The sequence below is a fragment of the Stenotrophomonas sp. STEN033 genome, assembly GCF_056856655.1.
Map to the genome: position 1 here is coordinate 1 of NZ_JBXFWM010000086.1, position 17,203 is coordinate 17,203.

The 17,203-nt window shown below is 65.5% G+C and carries 13 protein-coding genes and 1 pseudogene; 9 read left to right on the forward strand and 5 right to left on the reverse strand.

Features of this window, described 5'->3' with window-relative positions; translation table 11 throughout:
- Nucleotides 1–172: 172 nt before the first annotated feature.
- The 7 genes from AC1VXC_RS19460 (at nucleotide 173) to AC1VXC_RS19490 (ending at nucleotide 6,689) form a co-directional block, all read left to right on the forward strand.
- Nucleotides 173–865: a DsbA family oxidoreductase gene (locus AC1VXC_RS19460; RefSeq protein WP_481539443.1), complete on the forward strand. Its 693-nt coding sequence runs from the start codon at nucleotides 173–175 to the stop codon at nucleotides 863–865.
- Between the two features lie 79 nt (nucleotides 866–944).
- Nucleotides 945–1,952, forward strand: a complete 1,008-nt coding sequence (nagZ, locus tag AC1VXC_RS19465) for a beta-N-acetylhexosaminidase (RefSeq protein WP_481539444.1) — start codon at nucleotides 945–947, stop codon at nucleotides 1,950–1,952.
- Nucleotides 1,952–2,506, forward strand: coding sequence for a hypoxanthine-guanine phosphoribosyltransferase (locus AC1VXC_RS19470; protein ID WP_481539445.1), 555 nt, complete (start codon nucleotides 1,952–1,954; stop codon nucleotides 2,504–2,506). Before nagZ ends, AC1VXC_RS19470 begins: the two co-directional genes overlap by 1 nt.
- A 95-nt stretch (nucleotides 2,507–2,601) precedes the next feature.
- Nucleotides 2,602–3,354 (forward strand): S-methyl-5'-thioinosine phosphorylase, encoded by a 753-nt coding sequence (locus tag AC1VXC_RS19475; RefSeq protein WP_313170636.1) that lies wholly within the window; start codon nucleotides 2,602–2,604, stop codon nucleotides 3,352–3,354.
- A gap of 90 nt (nucleotides 3,355–3,444) precedes the next feature.
- Nucleotides 3,445–3,651 carry a transcription antiterminator/RNA stability regulator CspE gene (gene cspE, locus AC1VXC_RS19480; protein WP_057506519.1) on the forward strand — a complete coding sequence of 69 codons (207 nt, stop codon included), beginning with the start codon at nucleotides 3,445–3,447 and terminating at the stop codon, nucleotides 3,649–3,651.
- Nucleotides 3,652–3,729: 78 nt separating this feature from the next.
- Nucleotides 3,730–4,968: an FAD-dependent oxidoreductase gene (locus AC1VXC_RS19485; protein ID WP_481539446.1), complete on the forward strand. Its 1,239-nt coding sequence runs from the start codon at nucleotides 3,730–3,732 to the stop codon at nucleotides 4,966–4,968.
- Between the two features lie 62 nt (nucleotides 4,969–5,030).
- A complete protein-coding gene (locus AC1VXC_RS19490; protein WP_481539447.1) occupies nucleotides 5,031–6,689 on the forward strand; it encodes an acyl-CoA dehydrogenase family protein in 1,659 nt (552 codons plus the stop codon).
- A 395-nt stretch (nucleotides 6,690–7,084) separates the two neighbouring features.
- Here AC1VXC_RS19490 and AC1VXC_RS19495 read toward each other — a convergent pair whose 3' ends face one another.
- The 4 genes from AC1VXC_RS19495 to AC1VXC_RS19510 form a co-directional block, all read right to left on the reverse strand.
- Nucleotides 7,085–8,782, reverse strand: coding sequence for a sensor domain-containing diguanylate cyclase (locus AC1VXC_RS19495; protein ID WP_481539448.1), 1,698 nt, complete (start codon nucleotides 8,780–8,782; stop codon nucleotides 7,085–7,087).
- Between the two features lie 160 nt (nucleotides 8,783–8,942).
- On the reverse strand, nucleotides 8,943–9,338 hold the full coding sequence (locus tag AC1VXC_RS19500; RefSeq protein WP_481539449.1) for a hypothetical protein: 396 nt from the start codon (nucleotides 9,336–9,338) through the stop codon (nucleotides 8,943–8,945).
- Between the two features lie 346 nt (nucleotides 9,339–9,684).
- Complete coding sequence (locus AC1VXC_RS19505; protein WP_057626557.1) at nucleotides 9,685–10,026, reverse strand: hypothetical protein; 342 nt, start codon at nucleotides 10,024–10,026, stop codon at nucleotides 9,685–9,687.
- 121 nt (nucleotides 10,027–10,147) lie between these two features.
- On the reverse strand, nucleotides 10,148–11,323 hold the full coding sequence (locus tag AC1VXC_RS19510) for a thiolase family protein (protein WP_313170644.1): 1,176 nt from the start codon (nucleotides 11,321–11,323) through the stop codon (nucleotides 10,148–10,150).
- A 192-nt stretch (nucleotides 11,324–11,515) separates the two neighbouring features.
- Between AC1VXC_RS19510 and AC1VXC_RS19515 the strand changes: the two genes are divergently transcribed.
- Nucleotides 11,516–14,365: a S8 family serine peptidase gene (locus tag AC1VXC_RS19515; RefSeq protein WP_481539450.1), complete on the forward strand. Its 2,850-nt coding sequence runs from the start codon at nucleotides 11,516–11,518 to the stop codon at nucleotides 14,363–14,365.
- Nucleotides 14,366–14,444: 79 nt separating this feature from the next.
- Here AC1VXC_RS19515 and AC1VXC_RS19520 read toward each other — a convergent pair whose 3' ends face one another.
- Nucleotides 14,445–15,542 (reverse strand): Glu/Leu/Phe/Val dehydrogenase dimerization domain-containing protein, encoded by a 1,098-nt coding sequence (locus tag AC1VXC_RS19520; RefSeq protein WP_481539451.1) that lies wholly within the window; start codon nucleotides 15,540–15,542, stop codon nucleotides 14,445–14,447.
- A 304-nt stretch (nucleotides 15,543–15,846) separates the two neighbouring features.
- Between AC1VXC_RS19520 and AC1VXC_RS19525 the strand changes: the two are divergent.
- A pseudogene (locus AC1VXC_RS19525) lies at nucleotides 15,847–17,079 on the forward strand (cobalamin-dependent protein); the annotation flags it as partial.
- Nucleotides 17,080–17,203 lie beyond the last annotated feature (124 nt).

Sequence of the window (17,203 nt, forward strand, 5' to 3'; positions counted from 1 at the left end):
GCCATGCTCGGCAGAGGCATTACCGGCAAGGCTTCAGCCGAGCATGGCTCGGCACTACAGTTGGGATTATTGGTAAAGCCCTTGCCGAGCATGGCTCGGCACTACAGTTGGCATTATCGGTAAGGCCACTGCCGAGCATGGCTCGGCACTACATTCGAATCTAGGAACCCTCATGCGCATCGATATCTGGTCCGACGTGGTCTGCCCCTGGTGCTGGATCGGCAAGCATCGCTTCCAGCGTGGACTGGAACTGCTGGGTGAGGACGCACCGGAGGTCGACGTGCACTGGCATCCGTTCCTGCTCGACCCCACCGCCGATACCACTCCGGTGCCGCTGCGCGAGGCCTATGCGGCCAAGTTTGGTGGCATCGAGCGCACCAACCAGATGCTGGCGCAGACCCAGGGCGCCGCCCAGGCCGAAGGCCTGCCGATGGATTTCGACAAGGGCCAAGTCAAGGTCAGCACGCTGCCGGCGCATCGGCTGCTGTGGCTGGCCGGGCAGAGCGGGGTGCAGGAACAGGTCGGTGAGGCACTGTTCCGCGCGCACTTCGCCGAAGGCCGCAACCTCGCCGATCCGCAGGTATTGGTGGCCGCGGCTGCTGCCGGTGGCATTCCCGCCGAGCGGGTACAGGCCATGCTGGCCTCCGACGAGGGCCTGGCCCAGGTCCAGGCCGGGCTCGGCCAGGCGCAGGCGCTGGGCATCCAGTCGGTGCCGACCTTCGTGATCAACGGCAAATACTCCGTGCAGGGCGGCCAGGCCCCGGAAGTGTTTGCCCAGGTGCTGCGCAAGATCGCCGCCGAGCCGGCGCCGGCCGCCGCCAGCGGTGATGAACAGGCCTGCGGCCCGGAGGGCTGCAGCATCTGAACGCGGGCTCTGACGCGACCGGCGCCATCTGCGACAATGCGCAGCTACGCCGCAGCCTGCGGCGGATTGGAGTCCTTGCATGCTTTTGATCGGCGTTGCCGGCACTGAACTGACCGCCCAGGAGCGCGACTGGCTGCAGAACGACGCCGTGGCCGGGGTGGTGCTGTTCAAGCGCAACTTCGCCTCGCGCGCGCAGGTGGTGGAGCTGAGCGCGGCCATCCGTGCTGCTACCGCCCGCCCGCTGTTGCTGGCGGTGGACCAGGAAGGCGGCCGCGTGCAGCGCTTCCGCGAGGGCTATGCCGAACTGCCGCCGCTCGATGGCCTGGGCAAGCGTTATGCGACCGACCCCGAGGGCGCGCTGGCGCTGGCCGAGCAGCATGCCTGGCTGATGGCCAGCGAGATCCGCGCCAGCGGCCTGGACCTGAGCTTCGCGCCGGTGGTCGATGTGGGCCATGGCAACCTGGCCATCGGTAACCGTGCCTTCGGCGAAGACCCGCAGGTGGTGGCGGCGCTGACCGCTGCCTATGTGCGCGGCATGCATTCGGTGGGCATGGCTGCCACCCTCAAGCATTTCCCGGGCCATGGCACGGTGCGCGAGGATACCCACGTCGATACCGCGGTGGACCCGCGCCCGCTGGCGGAAATCCAGGCCCACGACCTGATACCGTTCCAGGCCGGCATTGCCGCCGGCGCCGATGCGGTAATGATGGCGCACGTCATCTACCCTGAGGTGGCGCCGGAACCGGCCGGCTATTCGCCGCGCTGGATCAACCAGATCCTGCGCGAGCAGATGGGCTTCCGCGGCGTGGTGTTCTCTGACGATATCGGCATGGCGGCCTCGTTCGCCGCTGGTGGGGTCAAGGGCCGCGTCGATGCGCACCTGGATGCCGGCTGCGACGTGGTGCTGGTCTGCCACCCGGAGCTGGTCGAGGAATCCCTGCAGGCGGTGGCCAGCCGCCGCCTGAACACCGCCGCCGTGCTGAGCCTGATCGGCCGCGGGGCGATGGGCTGGGGCGGCCTGCTGGCCGATGCCCGCCACACTGATACCTGTAATCATCTGTTTGAAAACCTTGGAAGAACCGCCTGATGTCCAGCAAACTCACTCTTGAACAAGCCGTGGCCCAGGCCGACCTGCTGGTCGACCGCCCCACCATCGACACCGCCATCGCCGGCATCGCCGACGCCATCGCGCGCGACTACGAGGGCGAAGTGCCGGTGTTCATTTCGATCATGAACGGTGCGCTGCCGTTCGCCGGCCAGCTGGCGCTGGAACTGGGCGCGCGCGGCCAGGACGCGCAGTTCGACTACATGCAGGCTTCGCGCTACCACGGTGAGAGCGGCGGCGAGCTGGTGTGGAAGCACCGCCCGGTGTCGGCGCTGTTCGGCCGCCGGGTGATCCTGGTCGACGACATCCTCGACGAGGGCTTCACCCTGCAGGGCGTGCGCGAATGGTGCCTGGAGCAGGGCGCGACCGATGTGCGCATCGCCGTGCTGACGGTGAAGAAGCACGACCGCTGCCTGCCGGGCGTCAAGGCCGACTATTCCGGCATCGAGCTGCCGGATCGTTTCGTGTTCGGCTTCGGCATGGACGTCAGCGAATCGCTGCGCTCGCTGCCGGCCATCTACGCAATGAAGCAGTAATAGCGGTGGCCGATGCTTGTCATCGGCTTTCGCGCTGATCGCGGCTGGGCCACGCCAAGGGCGTGGCCCGCGCGTGCCCAACGAGAACATCAGGAATGAGCATGGAACCTATCGCCCTGGCCGTTATTGGCGGTACCGGCGTGTACAAGCTGGCCGCGCTGGACGACGTCCAGACCCATGAAGTGGAAACCGTCTACGGCTCTCCCTCGGGCCCGGTCCGGGTTGGCCTGCTGAACGGCCAGCGCGTGGCATTTCTGGCCCGGCATGGCGAAGGCCATTCGATCCCCCCGCACAAGATCAACTATCGCGCCAATCTGGCTGCCCTCAAGCAGTTGGGGGCCAGTCGGGTGCTGGCGCTGAACACGGTCGGCGGTATCGGTGACGAGTTCGGTCCGCGCGTGCTGGCCTGCCCGGACCAGTTGATCGACTACACCTGGGGTCGGATTTCCACGCTCAGCGAGGAGGAAGGCAGCGAGGTGCTGCATGTCGATTTTGGCCATCCCTACACCCCGGCGTTCCGTGCCCAGGTGTTGGCGGCGGCCGCGGCCAAGGGCGTGACCATCAAGGACGGTGGCTGCTATGGCGCGACCCAGGGGCCTCGCCTGGAAACCAATGCTGAAATTGCCCGGATGCGCCGTGATGGCTGCGATCTGGTCGGCATGACCGGCATGCCGGAGGCTGGGCTGGCGCGCGAGTTGGGGCTGGACTACGCCTGCCTGGCCATCGTCGCCAATTGGGCCGCCGGCTGTGGCGATGCGGGGGAGATCACCATGGCCGAAGTGCTGGCCAATGTGGACGCAGCTTCGTCTGGTTTGCCGACTTTGGTGGGTGAATTGGCCCGGGGGTGATTGTCATCCCGGCTTAAGCTTTGCATACTCCGCCAGTGCGCTTCATTCAGCGTGCATCAATCCATTCATCGAACAAGGTCTCGCATCACCATGCCGAACGGTACCGTCAAGTGGTTCAACGACGCCAAGGGATTTGGCTTCATCTCACCGGAGGACGGCAGCGCCGATGTCTTCGCGCACTTCTCTGCGATCAATTCCAAGGGCTTCCGCAGCCTGCAGGAAGGCCAGCGCGTCAGCTATGACGTGACCCAGGGCCCGAAGGGTGCCCAGGCTTCGAACATTACGCCGGCTGAGTGATCCACCCGGCTGTGCGGAAAAACCCCGCTTCGGCGGGGTTTTTTTTTAGCAAAGGCAGCCACCCAGGGAGGGACTGCAATGAACAGGACACTGGATATCGCCATTGTCGGCTATGGCACGGCCGGCCAGGCCCTGGCCGTACTGTTGTCGCGCGATGGGCACCGGGTGCAGGTGTTCGAGCAGGCGGCGACACCGGGACCGGTAGGCGCCGGCTTCCTGCTGCAACCCAGCGGCCTGCAGGCGCTGTGGCAGATGCAGTTGATGCCGCAGGTGCTGGAACATGGCGCGGTGGTCCGCCGCCTGTACGGTGAAACCCCGTGTGGCCGGGCGGTGATGGACATGACCTATGCGGGTCTGGACGCGCGTCTGTGTGGCGTTGGGATGCAGCGCGGGGCGCTGTTCTCGTTGCTGGATGCGGCCTGGGATGCGGGCCCCGCACTGCACGTGGACAGCCGTATCAGCGCCATCGATGAATCCCTGCAGCGCGTGCAGGACCAGCATGGGCGTTGGCACGGCCCGTTCGACCTGGTGATCGCCACCGATGGCTCGGGCTCCGGGCTGCGCGCGCAGGTGCAGGGCACCAAGCTCGACCGGATCTACCCGTGGGGCGCGCTATGGTGCCTGCTGCCGCGCGGCGACTGGCAGCACGGCGATGAGCTGCGCCAGCGCTATGTGGCGGCGCGCAAGATGATAGGCCTGCTGCCGGTGGGCACCCGCCCCGGTGACAGCGAACAACGGCTGAGTTTCTTCTGGAGTCTGCCGCGCGATGGTTTCCAGGCCTGGGAACGCGATGGGCTGGAGCCGTGGCTGGATGAGATCGCCACGTTATGGCCGGAAGCGCGCGCGCGTCTGGCCGGGGTCAGTGTGCAGGCACAGTTGGCGCGCGCGAGCTACCGCGATGCGGTGATGGACCGCTGGTACCGCGGACGCCTGGTATTGGCCGGGGATGCCGCGCATTCGATGAGCCCGCAGCTGGGGCAGGGCGTCAACATGGCGCTGATGGATGCCATGGCGCTGCGCGATGCGCTGCGCGCGGAGCAGGATATCGAGGCGGCGTTGGCGCGTTACCAGCATGCACGCAAGGCGCATGTCTGGCTGTACCAGTTCTGGAGCCGCTGGCTGACCCCGATCTTCCAATCCGACCACGATTGGATCGCCACGGGTCGCGACCTGCTGTTCAAGCCGATGGGGCGCATGCCCGGCGGCCGTGGCCACATGCTGCGGGTGCTGAGCGGCACCCAGCACGGGCTGTTCGGCAAACTGGCGCTGCAGGACGAGTTCATCGCGGCAATGGCCGAAGTCGCAGAAAAGCACTGAACAACGCGCGGGCGGTGGGTGCTTGCGGCAGAATCAAGGGTGGTCCCATACGAGTCGCCGCCATGCTGCCGCAGCCGCCACCGTTTGAAACCCACGTGGTCGACAATCAGCCGCCACCGTTCGCCGAGCGCGATCTGTGGCAGGACGACCTGGCCCTGCAGCAGTGCGTGCAACGCGAAGGCGCGGACGCCTTTGCCGCGGCATTGCAGCATTACGGCGTGCTGGCCGGTGGCGAGCTGTACCGGATCGGCTTCGATGCCAATCGGCAGCGGCCGTTGTTGCGCACCCACGATGCGCAGGGCAACCGGATCGATACCGTCGATTTCCATCCGGCCTACCACCGCCTGATGGCCTCGGCGAAGACCCGTGGCGTGGCCGGCCTGTCCTGGCGCTCGCCCCAGCCCGGCGCGCATGTGGCACGTGCGGCCTTGAGCTATCTGCACAGCCAGGCCGAAGCGGGGACCAGTTGTCCGCTGACCATGACCCACGCGGCGGTGCCGGTGCTGCGGCAGGAACCAGCGTTGGCGGAATGGGCTGACAAGGCGGCGGCCCCATTCTATGACGCGCGGGACCTGCCCATTGGTGACAAGCCGGGCATCACCGTCGGCATGGGCATGACCGAGAAGCAGGGCGGCTCCGATGTGCGCAGCAACAGCACGCTGGCAACGCCGCTGGCGGGCGAGGGCGAATACAGCCTGGTCGGGCACAAGTGGTTCTTCTCCGCGCCGATGTCCGATGGCTGGCTGGTGCTGGCGCAGGCACCGGGTGGCTTGAGCTGCTTCCTGATGCCGCGTCGGCTGGCCTGCGGGCGTCGCAACAACTTCCATCTGATGCGCCTGAAGGACAAGCTCGGCGACTGGGCCAATGCCTCCAGCGAGGTGGAGTTCTGCGGTGCCTGGGCACGTCGCGTCGGCGAGGAGGGACGTGGCGTGGCCACCATCATCGAGATGGTGATGCTGACCCGCCTGGATTGCATGCTCGGCTCGGCCGCTCAGATGCGCATGGCCTTGGCGCAGGCGCTGCATCATGCACGGCACCGGCGCAGCTTCGGCAAGCTTTTGGTGGAGCATCCGTTGATGGCGAATGTGCTGAGCGATCTTGCAATCGAATCGGAGGCTGCGACCACCTTGGCGATGCGCGTGGCGCGCGCCGTGGATCGCGCGCCGCAGGATGCACATGAGGCAGCGTTCGCACGCATTGCCACGGCCATCGGCAAGTTCTGGATATGCAAGCGCGCACCGGGCTTCGTCAATGAAGCACAGGAGTGCCTGGGCGGTGCCGGCTATGTGGAAGAATCGATGCTGCCGCGGCTATATCGGCAGGCGCCACTGAACTCGATCTGGGAAGGCAGCGGCAACGTGCAATGCCTGGACGTGCTGCGCGCGCTGCAGCGTGAGCCGGAAACCCGCGTGGCATTGCAGGCCGAGTTGCAGCAGGTTGCCGGTCGCAGTGACGTCTACGATCAGTCGCTGCAGGCGCTGTTGGGACGGCTGCAAGGGGCGGAGTTGCTACAGGCCGATGCGCGCACGCTGGTGGTGGATATCGCGGTGATGTTGCAGGCGGCGATGTTGCTGTGTGCGGACAGCCCCTTGGCGCAGGCCTTCGTGTGTTCGCGGCTGCGCCGGTCACAGGCGGTGTATGGGCAGCTGCAGGCGGATACACCGTTCGCGGACATATTGGCCCGCGCCTTGCCGATGGCAGCGGCTGCAGGAGCGGCGTAAGCCGCGAAGCCAGTAGCCATTGCAGCCGCTACTCAGCTGGCAACTGCAGAATGCCGGCTTGCAGACGTCGCCTTGTGGGAGCGGCGTGAGCCGCGAAGCCGACAGCAATTGAAGCCGCGAGCAAGCCCGCAAACGCAGAATCAAGGCCGCCGCGTACGGCAGCCATCTACGCCGCTCACGGCTTTCCTGCAACGCGCGCCGCCGCAGCCCTGGTCAGTTGCGGTAGCCCGGGTAAGCGCAGCGCACCCGGGGCTGTTGGCGGACAGCCTGGAAGATCCATGGACCGTTCCCCGGGTGCGCTGCGCTTGCCCGGGCTACAGTTCCGGTGACATGGCCGGTGCGATCCACCGCCACCGTTTGCGTGCATCCTTCAGGGCGGCTTGCCGCAGCCCTGGTCAGCCGGCGCCATCCAGTGCCGGGTCGAAGCGCAGTACCTGGTTGCGGCCGCTGCGCTTGGCCCGGTACAGCGCGGCATCGGCCTTGCGCAGCAAGGTAAGACCGGCCACGCCATCGACGGGGTAAGTTGCCACGCCCAGCGAGATGGTGATCGCTGGCAGTGTCTTGCCGGAGAACGGGACGCTCATCTGCGACAGTGCCAGGCGCAGTTCCTCGGCCTGGCGCAGCGCATTGCTGCTGTCCGACTCGGGCAGGATCACGGTGAATTCCTCGCCGCCATAGCGGCAGGCGATGTCTTCGCCGCGCAGGCGTGAGCCCAGCAGTTGGCCGATGGCAGCCAGCAAGGCATCACCGCCGCCATGGCCGTGGGTGTCGTTGAACTGCTTGAAGTGATCCACGTCCAGCATGATCACCGACAACGGAAAGTCGCGGCGACCGCAGCGGGCGATTTCGCGGGTCAGCGATTCTTCCAGGTAGCGGCGGTTGTACAGCCCGGTGAGCGGGTCACGGATGGATTGCAGGCGCAGGGATTCGCGCAGGCGCAGGTTGCTCAGCGCCAGTGACAGCTGCTCAACCGCGGATTCGGCGATGTTCAGGCGCGGCAGTGGCCCGGGACCTGGGCCGGACAGAAACAGGAAACCGATCTGCACGCCTTGTGCCGACATCGGGATGCAGGCGCTGGCCACGCAGTGACCCGGTTCCGGTCGGCTGATATGTGGGCAGCCGGCGTCGCGCAGCAGGTCATCGATCACGTGCGGCTGTCCACGTCGCAGCGCCCAACAGTCGCTGGGTGACAGGAATGCGGCGGTTTCCACCAAGGGGCTGCCCCAACTGACAATGTTCTCGACGCGGTCATTGGAGGCGCGCAGCAGATAGACCGAGCCGGCGACGTTCGGCATCAATGCCTGCAGTGTGCGGGCGCTGATATCCAGAGCTTCCTCGGGGTTGGCGCAACTCTGCAACAGGCCTGTGTAACGGCCCAGGGTCTGCAGGTCGGCACTGGAACGCTCGATCTGTTGCAGGTTGTCCGCCAGCTGCTGGCTGGCATGGGCCGCGCGTTTTTCCGCGCGGGTGCGGCGGCGCAACTCGGAAAGCAGAATGCCGTAGACCGAGGCGACCACGGCCAGGCCGAACGGTATGCCGGCAAAGGCCAGCCCCAGCAGCAGGTCGGCGCTGCGGCGGGAACTGGCGGCGCGTTCGACCAGACGCTGGTGTTCCTCCTCGACCATGGTCCGCACCTGTTCGCGGATGGCGCTGGTGGTGCGGAAGGCGGTCTGGTTGATGGCTGCCCGCGCTGCCTCCAGGCCGTTGCTGTCGTAGATGTCGACCACGTGCTGGATCTGCTGCAGCCGTTGGTTGACCAGCTCATTGAGCTTGCGCGCGTTGCGCACCTGGTCGGGGTTGTCGGGGACCGCCTTGGACAGGCTGCTCAACAGCAGCGGCAGACGCTCCACGCTCACCTCGTAGTCGAACAGGTAGGCCTGGCTACCGGTCAACAGGTAGCCGCGCTCGGCAGATTCGGCGTCAAGCACCATCGACTGGATTTCGTCGATGCTGCTGATGACTTCATGGGTGTGGGCGACCAGTTGAGCATCGGCGATGAAGCGACGTGCGCCGATGAAAACGCCTACGCCAATTGCGACGAATACCAGCGCGGAAAAAATCAGCGCGAGTTTACTGCTTGTGCGTTTCTGCATCGCGACCCTGACCGCCTGATCAAGGTGAGGCGCGCATACTGCCTGTCGCGCTGATCACCCGCCTGCCTGGATGGTTTGCATCCGGCCCCCGCTGGCACCACGCTTCCCGCGCGATTGCCACGCAGTCGTCCGTGCACGGACGGCTGCGTGGCGGAGTCTATCAATGCTTGGCTTCGTTCGCTTTTTCGCGTGCCTGTTTGGCGGCGTCATGGGCTTCATCGGCCACTTTCTGTGCAGCGTTGGCGGTAGCCGCACTGGCATCGGCAGCGGCATCCTTGGCTGCCACGGATGCGTCTTCGGCGGCCTTGCTGGTGGCGTCGGCAGCCTTGTCCAGCGCCTGCTGCGATTCGGCGGCGGCGGTGCGGGTAGCGGCAGCAGCCGAGTCGGCAGCATCGCGGGTAGCATCGGCGGCTGACTCTGCCGCGTTCCTGGCGGCATCACCTGCGTGTTCTGCCGCGGCGGCGGCGTCCTGCTTGGCCTGCTCGGCATTGCGGTCGTTGCAGCCTGCCAGTGCCAGGACCAGGCCTGCAGCCAGCATGGGGACAAATAGCTTCATTGCATTCTCCTGTGAGGGGACCAATGCAAACAGCGTATGGGCTGCCGTATTCAGATCACGTCAAGACGCCACCTGTCCAAGCCTGGGGCAACCGGGCAGGTTGCAGGCGCGCTGGCGGAACGTTGGCTTGCGCAGACGTGGCCGCAAGCTTCTGCCATCGACCGACGGTGACCGATGCGGCGTGCGGGGGAAGTTTGCCGCGCGGTAGCGGGGCGGGATTGCAGCAGGCGAAGGCAGGTGCAGGCTGGCGACGCGTTCGGGCGCGTTGTCGCGCAGGATTCGCAGGCAAAGAAAAAGCCGCTGGCGAACCAGCGGCTTTTCCAGACTCACTTGGAAGCAGAAGTTATTACTTCTTGGCTTCTTCAGCAGCGTCCTTGGCCTGGCCGGCCACGTCTTCAGCAGCCTTGGCAGCGTCAGCAGCGGCGCCAGCAGCAGCGTCGGTGGTGGCAGCAGCAGCGGCGCCAGCAGCTTCGCCAGCGGCGTCAGCAGCGGTAGCGGCGGTGTCAGCAGCAGCCTGGGCAGCGTCGGCGGTAGCAGCGCCGGCGGTAGCAGCCTGGTCAGCAGCGACCTGTGCTTCCGAAGCAGCCTGGTTGGCGTCAGCGGCGGCGTCAGCAGCCTGCTCCTGCTTCGAGCAGGCGGTCAGGGCCAGACCCAGGGTCATTGCGATCAGCAGCTTGTTGATGCTCATTTGTGAATCCTCGTCGTGAAATTAGGCAACGCGCCATTGCGCGCCGGGAACATGATGACAAGCCCATTTCGGCTGTCAAGCGGTCCCGCATTCAGGTTTGAAAAAATCTGAGATTTCCCAATTAAATCAATTCAATGGCGATGGCGGTTGCTTCGCCGCCGCCGATGCAAAGGGATGCAACGCCACGCTTGAGGCCGCGCGTGCGCAATGCATTTACCAGCGTAACCACCAAGCGGGCACCCGAGGCACCGATGGGATGACCCAATGCACAGGCACCGCCATTGACGTTGATCTTGGCGTGCGGAATACCGAGCTCGCGGATGGGTGCCATCGCGACCACGGCGAACGCTTCATTGATCTCGAACAGATCGACGTCGGCGACACTCCAGCCTGCCTTTTCCAGCACCTTGCTGATCGCACCGATCGGGGCGGTGGTGAACCATTCCGGTTCCTGCGAGAACGTGGCATGCGCGGCAATGCGGGCCAGCGGCTGCACGCCGCGGCTGGCGGCATCGTCGGCCGACAGCAGCACCACAGCGGCGGCACCGTCGGAAATGCTGGAGGAGCTGGCGGCGGTGACGCTGCCGTCTTTCTTGAAGGCCGGACGCAGGGTAGGGATCTTGCTGATATCCGACTTGCCCGGCTGCTCGTCCTGGTTGAACTCCACCTCGCCCTTGCGGGTGGCAACCTTGACCGCGACGATTTCGTCAGCGAACGCGCCATTGGCCTGCGCGGCCTGGGCACGGGTCACCGACTCGATGGCGTAAGCGTCCTGCTCCTCGCGGGTGAAGCCGAACTTGGCCACGGTGGCCTCGGCAAACACGCCCATGGCCTGGCCATCGTAGGGATTGGTCAGGCCGTCCCATGCCATGTGGTCGACCGCCTGGAAGTTGCCATAGCGATTGCCGGTGCGCGAGTTGGGGAGCATGTGCGGGGCGTTGGACATGGACTCCATGCCGCCGGCAACGACGATGCTGGCCGAACCGGCCTTGATCAGGTCGTGGCCAAGCATGATGGCCTTCATGCCGGAACCGCAGACCTTGTTGAGGGTGGTGGCGCCGGCGCTGGTCGGCAGGCCGGCGGCGAGCGCGGCCTGGCGGGCCGGTGCCTGGCCCAGGTTGGCGGGCAGCACGCAGCCCATGATGACTTCGGATACGTCGCTGGCAGCAATGCCGGACTGCTGCATGGCCGCGCTGATCGCGGCTGCACCGAGGGTCGGGGTGGGAACGCCGTTGAACTGGCCAAGGAAGGAGCCAATGGCGGTACGCTTGGCGGCGGCGATGACGATGTCAGACATGAGCAATCTCGGTTATACCTTGCGGCAATTATCGAACGTCTGCGGGGCCGGGCACATTGGACCAACGGCACATCCCCACGGACAATGGATTGTCGTTGCAGTATAGAAGGTCGCCGCAGCAACGCCGGGAACAGGTAGTACCTGAATTGGCGGATCATCCACAGGACGGAGAGAAAGGCAATGAGGAGTGCAATGGTGAGTAGTAGTGTGGTGCGCAGTGCGCTGGCCAGTTCGTTGGCATTGGCGTTGGCCGCTTGCGGCAGTGGCAGTGGTCCCAAGTCCGATCCGCCGCCGGTGACCCCGCCGGTAACCCCGCCACCCACCACCCCGCCGGTGACGCCGCCGACAACTCCCCAGCCGGCCTTTGACGCGCACCTGGCGCTGACCAATACCGCGGCCGCGCACGCGATGGGCCTGACCGGTGCGGGCTACCGAATCGGCGTGATCGACTCCGGAGTGATGCGCAACCACCCGGCACTGGCCGGGCGGGTACTGGTCAACCGCAATTACATCAGTTCGACCCAGAACAACCTGTTGGTGGATGACGTGGTGGGTCACGGCACCACGGTGGCACAACTGGCTGCGGGTGCGCCGACCGGGCAGTGGCCGGGTGGTGTCGCGCCGGGCGCGCAGATCCTGTCGGCGCGCATCATTGCCGACAAGTCGCCAACCGATGACGGCTCCGGCAAAGGCAACGAGGTGACCGGCGCGCTGGGCATGGCTGCGATCCATGCGGACCTGATCCGCGATGGCATGCGCATCATGAACAATTCCTGGGGTGGCCTGTACTGGACCCGCCCGAATGTAACGGCGGATATCGCCAACGAATACCGTCCTTTCATCAACAACAATGACGGGCTGGTGGTGTTCGCCACCGGCAACGAATCCAAATCCAACCCTTCGGACATGGCGGCGTTACCGAGCAAGGCAGGCGCCAACAACACCTATCCGGCAGCTGACCTGGAACGGGGCTGGCTGGCGGTGGCCGCCCTGGACACGGCCAACCCGACGGCCCTGGCGACCTACTCCAACGCCTGCGGCGTGGCCCAGAATTATTGCCTCGTGGCACCGGGCACATCGGCATTCATCGGCCATAACAGCACCGCCAGCAACCTGACCTATTACTATGGCAGCGGCACCTCGTACGCGGCACCGCTGGTATCCGGTGCGGCGGCGCTGGTGTGGCAGGCATTCCCCTACTTCAACAACGACCTGGTCCGGCAGACCCTGCTGGGTACTGCGACCGACCTGGGTGCGGCCGGACCGGATGCCGTGTTCGGTTATGGCCTGCTCAACGTGGGCAAGGCGGTGAAGGGGCCCGGCAAGGCCGACTGGGGAGATATCAAGGTCGACGTGAATCAGCTCGGGCTCAATTCGGTATGGAGCAATCCGATCAGCGGCGCCGGCGGCCTGGTGAAATCCGGCAGTGGCTCGCTGGGCTTGGCCGCGGCCAATACCTATGCCGGTGCTACCCGCATCCAGCAGGGCACGCTTGCGCTGCAGGACGGTGGCTCAATCCGTTCCAACGTCAGCATCGATGCCCAGACCAAACCCAGTCTTGCCGCGCTTCAGTTCATGGGGGGCACCACGCGTGTGGTGGGCAATGTGGACAACGGCGCCAGTGTCATCGTGCTCAGCAATCAAGGCTCGGCAACGATCGAAGGCAATTACGTGCAGCGCCCGGGCGCGCAGCTGATGGTGGCGCTGGGTTCCAACGCCTTGCAGGTGACGGGAACCGCCACCCTGGCTGGCGGAGTTAATGTCAATGGAGCGGTCACTGGCTATGTGCCGCAGGATGGTCGCCGCCAGGACCTCCTGCATGCAGGTGGAGGTATCAGCGGCCAGTTTGCGACCCCGGCTACCGGCAGCACCGGCGTTACCTTGCTGCAGACACAGTATGGCTATGACGCCAACAATGCCTGGTTGCAGCTGGACCGTGTAAGTGTCACCGCGATGGCAAGCACGGCCAGCGTGGGCCTGCGCGCGATGTCGGCGGCACAGCGGGTGGAGCAGGCGTTTGAAGTGCTGGATGCGGATTCCGGCCTGCAGACCACGGCATTCGGTACGGCGGCGGCAGCGGTGCAAGGTGTTGGCGGCGGCGTTGCCGGTTTGGCCAAGAGCCTGGAAAGTCTCTCGGGGCAGGCTCACGCCACCGCCACGGCAATGACCTTTGACAGCATCGACATGAACCGGCGCGCGTTGTCCAGCCAGTTTGCCGAGGGCGCCACAGGGGCGGCAGCCAATGGCGTCTGGATGCGCAGCCTTGGCGGTGGCGGGCAGGGCGGGTATCTGGGTAGCGACTACAGCGTCGGCGGTTGGATGATGGGTGGCGAAACCGCGCTGTCCAGCAACGCCGTACTGGGCTTCGCGTTCGGTGAAACCCGCGCCAATGCCAGCGGTGGTGTGGCGCAGGACCGTAGCCGCGATCGTCAGACCCAGTCCCAGCTCTATGCCGGTTGGCAGCGCGGTGATGCCTATGTGCTGGGTCAGGCCGGGTTTGGCCAGTACCAGCGCGCACTGGATCGAGGCCTGTTGCTGGGCGCCGAGCGCAGTGGCGTGCATGCGCGTTACAACGGCAACTTCCTCTCCAGCAGCGTCGAGGCCGGGTATCGGCTGGGGCGCGGTGCGGCGCAACTGACGCCGTATCTGGGGGCGGATTACATCCGCATCGACGGTGGCGCGTTCAACGAGCAGGGCGGTTACGGCTTCGGCCTGCGCGCCGATGATTGGAGCAGCAGCCGCGTGCAGGCCTTGGCGGGCCTGCGGGGCCAGTACCTGTGGAAGCGGGTGGCGTTCAACGGCTATGCCGAATGGCAACAGGCAATGGGGGGCAATGGCCTGAGCCTGGATGCCAGCTTCGTGGGTGTGGATGCCTGGGCGCCGATCGCCGGCTTGCAGCCATCGCGTTCGGGCGGCTTGTTTGGCCTGTCGGTGGATTCGTGGCTGGCGCGCAATACGCGGCTGTCGTTGGGCTACGACCAACGTTTCGGCCCGCGTGGCGACAACCGGCAGGTCTCAATGCGGCTGCAGCAGGCGTTCTGATCCGGCGCCCGTCCTGGCCGTTTGAAAAGCAGAAGGCGGGCGAGAGGATCGCCCGCCTTCCGTGTTTTGACGGTGCGGCTTACTCGCCGCGCAGGCGGTTCATGCGCGGCACCGAACGGCCCATCGGCATCTTCAGCTTGCCGATCGCTTCCAGCCGGGCCTCGGCAATACGATCTGCCGCGCGCTGCGGGGAGACGTCGTCGCGCTCGGACTGGTCGAAGATCTTGTCGAGGTTGTGGTAGATGCTGCGGATCAGCCGCATCGCCCGCTCGCGGTTGTAGCCATCGATCTCCAGCGACACGTTCATCACGCCCCCGGCGTTGACCGCATAATCCGGCGCCCACAGCACGCCGCGCTTGTACAGCTCGTCGCCGACCGCATGGCTGGCCAACTGGTTGTTGGCGGTGCCGCAGATGACCTTGGCCTTGAGCCGCTCAAGCGTGGCCATGTCGATGGCGCCTTCCATCGCGCAGGGCGCGAATACATCAGCGGCCACGTCATAGATCGCGTCGGGCTTGACCGCCTCGCAGCCGTATTCAGACACGACCTTCTGTACCAGCACCGGGTCCAGGTCGGTGACGTAGAGCTTGGCGCCGCGCTCGCGCAGCAGCTTTACCAACTCCATGCCGATATGGCCCAGGCCCTGTACGGCGATGCTGAGCTTGCCGATCTCCTCGTGGCCGAACTTGCGCTTGACCGAGGCCATCAGCGCTTGCAGCGCACCGTAAGCGGTAAACGGGGCCGGGTCGCCGGAGCCGCCATGGACCTGGTGTACGCCGGTGACATAACCGGTCTCCAGGTAGATGTTCTCCATGTCGTTGACGTCGGTGCCCACGTCCTCTGCAGTGATGTAGCGGCCGGCGAGGGCTTCAACCTGGCGGCCGAAGGCGCGGAACAGGACTTCGCTCTTGGCGGTCTTGGGGTCGCCGATGATCACCGCCTTGCCGCCACCCACATTCAGCCCGGCCAGGGCGTTCTTGTAGGTCATGGTGCGGCTCAGGCGCAGCACGTCGCGCAGCGCGTCATCGGTGTTGGCGTAGGGACGCATGCGTACGCCGCCCAGGGCCGGGCCGAGGGTGGTGTTGTGGATGGCAATGATGGCCTTCAGGCCGGCGTCGCGGTTCTGGCAGAACAGGACCTGCTCATGGCCGGAGGTCTCGAGGGTGTCGAACAACATGCGGGCTCCGATGGCGTGTTTGCCACAACGTCAGTGATCGTGTGGCCAAATGGCTGGCCGGAAAACAAAAAATGCGACTTCGTCGGGGTGGTGACGGGTCGCGGATGCGCCATTCTAATCCATTCCCGCCGAAGGAATGTTCAGGCAGGGGCTACCCGCGGTGGTAGCTCGCTTTGCCGGAAACGGCGCCTGCTGTAGCCATCGATAGCGCAAACCGGCAAAAGGTCACGCTGCGCTGCAACCTGACCTGCAGGGCTGGCGGTTCTATGATCGGTTTCAACAGAAACCGGATGTTGCACGGCCCATGAGTACCCCCGCCTCCCAGCTCCCGCAGGCCCAGCCTGAGACCACCCCGCTGCGCTTTGTCACCGCCGCCAGTCTGTTCGATGGCCATGACGCGGCGATCAACATCATGCGCCGGCTGATCCAGGCGCAGGGTGCGGAGGTGATCCACCTCGGCCACAACCGCAGCGTGGAAGACGTGGTGCGCGCGGCGCTGCAGGAAGATGCCGACGCGATTGCACTGTCGTCCTACCAGGGCGGGCATGTGGAGTACTTCAAGTACATGGTCGACATGCTGCGCGAACGCGGCGCCGGCCATATCAAGGTATTCGGCGGTGGTGGTGGCACCATTACTCCGGAAGAGATCCGCGAGCTGCAGGCCTATGGCGTGGAGCGCATCTACCACCCCAACGACGGCATGAAGATGGGGCTGGTGGAGATGATCGAGGACGTGGTGGCGCGCGCGGGCAAGGCCCGCGAGGCCGCCGCGCGTGATGACAGCGCGGACGCCCCGGCGATAGAGGATGAAATCGGTATTGGCCGGGTGCTGTCGGCGCTGGAGGATGGCAATCATTCGGAGGCGGAGCTGGTGCACCTGCGCAAGCAGTGGCAGCTGGCGGCGGGCAATACGCCGGTGGTCGGCATCACCGGCACCGGTGGTGCCGGCAAGTCGTCGGTAACCGATGAGCTGCTCAATCGCTTCCTGGCCAGCTTCCCGCAGATGCGCATTGCGGTGATCTCGGTCGACCCGACCCGTCGCCGCACCGGTGGTGCGCTGCTGGGCGACCGCATCCGCATGAACTCACTGCGCTCCAAGCGCGTCTACATGCGTTCGATGGCAACCCGCCGGCAGCATGCGGCGATCAATACGGTGCTGCGTGATTGCATTGGCTTCCTGAAGTCGCTGCACTTCGATCTGGTGATCGTCGAGACCGCCGGTATCGGCCAGAGTGATTCGGAGATTGTCGATCTGGTCGACTTCCCGATGTATGTGATGACCAGCGATTTCGGCGCGCCCAGCCAGCTGGAAAAGATCGATATGCTCGATTACGCCGAACTGGTGGTATTGAACAAGTTCGACAAGCGTGGCGCCGAGGACGCCCTGCGTGATGTGCGCAAGCAATGGAAGCGCAACCGCACAGCCTTCAGCATGAAGGACGAAGACGTGCCGGTGTACCCGACGATTGCCAGCCAGTTCAATGATCCGGGCATCAGCTGGATGTTCGCCAACCTGTGCCGTTTGTTGCGTGAGAAGCGGGGTTAAAAACAGGGTGAGAGGATCGGGGTGTTGGGGCAAAAAGGGGCTGTGGCCCGGGTGTTGTTGTGCCCCCCCAAAGAACACAATCCACACCACGACCGCCCTGACCACACCATCCACC